Source organism: Komagataeibacter europaeus LMG 18890 (assembly GCF_000285295.1).
Classification (GTDB): domain Bacteria; phylum Pseudomonadota; class Alphaproteobacteria; order Acetobacterales; family Acetobacteraceae; genus Komagataeibacter; species Komagataeibacter europaeus.
On record NZ_CADP01000241.1, the window covers coordinates 1 to 1,989 of the forward strand.

Below are 1,989 nucleotides of genomic sequence, written 5' to 3' on the forward strand. Positions count from 1 at the left end.
TTGTTGGCATAACAAATCTTATAAGACATATGGATTCGGTGGCGAAAGCAGTCTGTCAGTTGATCCATATTCCCAGCCTGAAGAGCTTTCATCTCCGGTTCCCGTCTATGAATCCGCACAAAAGACAGAACCTTGCGCAAGGTTCTGCACCCAATACCAGTAATTAAGGTTTCCACCTTACCCTTAATCATGACAGGAAAAATTACCGCCCTCGCCCTGTATGATGGTGCGGAACGTAATCGATTGCTCATCGCCCAAGCGCGTCCGGCATCGAGCCTACAACACACATCAGGAAGCCCGACAGGACATGTTTGACTACCTCGAAATGTGCGGGATTCTTTATTTTCCTCAACCAACCAATAATCTGGCGCGCTGACGAACTGCCTCAAGTTCCTTCGCTGAGACCTTTCCTTTGAGCTTCGCGCTCCGCACCCGGCAATCCAGACTTCTCATCTGATCCGAGAGCACCACACTGGCGGGTTTTCCGATCACGACCACTTCAAACGGATAGCCTTTGATTTTAGTGGTCGTAGGGCAGCAAAGCATCATCCCCGCTTTGGCATTATAACTCGCAGGGCTGAGAACCACCGCTGGCCGATGCACAGCCTGTTCCCGCCCTGCCTGAGGGTCAAATTCCAACCAGACAATATCGCCGCAGTCAGGAACCCACGTGACCTGGGATTTGGTGCTCACAAGCTTTCGTCACCTACAGACTGTCCAAAGTCAATTTCCTCATGCTGGTTCAAATCGGTAATCCCGGCGACGAGGTCTTCCAGTTTGAGCGGTGTGGCGCGAACTGGCTCAATGATAACTCGACCATCTTCCTCGTGGACATTCACCATCTGGTCATCCTGAAGTTCGAGTGATGCGTGGATGCCTGGTTGCCTTATAACCACGCCCGATAGGCCGGGCTGATCAGTCAGACCTTGGCCCCTTTTGCTTTCGTGCCGGTTTTCCGTACCGCACGCGGTTTCGCTGAGGCCTTGGAACGAGGCATTTTCTTTGGCGACGCTGCGGAAGATCCAGATTCAGTTGCCGACGACCTGGATCGCCGCGAAATGGTTTTTTTGGTGGGTACTACGGCCTCAGCAGTATCGACCGATATTTCTTTCGCTGCACTATCGACAGAAGGTGCTGCGGGTGCCTCGTCCACGGGAGCGGTCGGGGGCACCAAAATCTTACGTCCAAGGCCCGCGTCTCGCGCCAGAGCCGCCCGCATTTTGGCATACTCCGGAGCAACCATGGGATAATCCATAGGAAGCTGCCATTTCTCTCGGTATTGCGTTGGCGTCATCCCATACCTTGTCTGCAGGTGACGCTTGAGCATTTTGAGTTTTTTGCCATCTTCCAGACAGACGATGTATTCAGGAAATACCGACTGCGCGACTGGAACTGCGGGCTGCTGGGCCGGAATGCTGGCGTTTTTCTCTGGGACCGGTGTTGTTTCGCGGATAGCAGCGTAGACATCACGGATAAACGCCGGGACGTGTTCTGTCGGCAGAGAAGTATTGGTATTGCCGAGATGCGCTGCCACGATGTCGCTCATGGCAATTACAATTGCCGGGGATAGGTCGTCTGATTGGTCCATGATAAAGCCTCTCCGCTATATTTTTACCGAATAATATTGCCGGAGTGTAAGTCTTTATGCAATCGGCAAAATATGGCGTATCGAAAGCTGAATTATATATTGCGTTACGTTGCCTACATCGATCACATTGCACCATGAGCATCAAGTTCTATGCAAATTGTAAGCGGCGAAGCCTGCCCCTGATTACGCTATCAGACGGCGTAAACTGGCTCCTGCAGCGGGCCTGGCACAGAAGCTACGACTCACCTCAATGTCGATGATAAGTTTTTTAGTCCGAATATATCCATCCACGAATTTTCCATGACGTGGTGAGCGGATACAGGGGTCACGACACGAAAGTGTACTTTACGTACGCTTAGGGCCTGTTAGATCTTAAAATACTTCCTATATTGTATGGATTG

The 1,989-nt window shown here is 51.5% G+C and carries 3 protein-coding genes; 1 reads left to right on the forward strand and 2 read right to left on the reverse strand.

Features of this window, described 5'->3' with window-relative positions:
- Positions 1-348: 348 nt before the first annotated feature.
- Positions 349-693, reverse strand: coding sequence for an endoribonuclease MazF (gene mazF, locus GEU01_RS25325; RefSeq protein ID WP_010517204.1), 345 nt, complete (start codon positions 691-693; stop codon positions 349-351).
- A 41-nt stretch (positions 694-734) separates the two neighbouring features.
- On the opposite strand from mazF, the gene GEU01_RS27385 reads away from it, so the two are divergent.
- On the forward strand, positions 735-866 hold the full coding sequence (locus tag GEU01_RS27385) for a hypothetical protein (protein ID WP_258367913.1): 132 nt from the start codon (positions 735-737) through the stop codon (positions 864-866).
- 53 nt (positions 867-919) lie between these two features.
- On the opposite strand, the gene GEU01_RS21155 is transcribed toward GEU01_RS27385, so the two are convergent.
- Positions 920-1,588 carry a MucR family transcriptional regulator gene (locus GEU01_RS21155; protein WP_010517199.1) on the reverse strand — a complete coding sequence of 223 codons (669 nt, stop codon included), beginning with the start codon at positions 1,586-1,588 and terminating at the stop codon, positions 920-922.
- Positions 1,589-1,989: the final 401 nt, after the last annotated feature.

Coding starts and splice junctions, on each gene's coding strand:
- GEU01_RS27385 (WP_258367913.1), top strand. CDS start 735: ATGCTGGTTCAAATCGGTAATCCCGGCGACGAGGTCTTCCAGTTTGAG.
- GEU01_RS21155 (WP_010517199.1), bottom strand. CDS start 1,588: ATGGACCAATCAGACGACCTATCCCCGGCAATTGTAATTGCCATGAGC.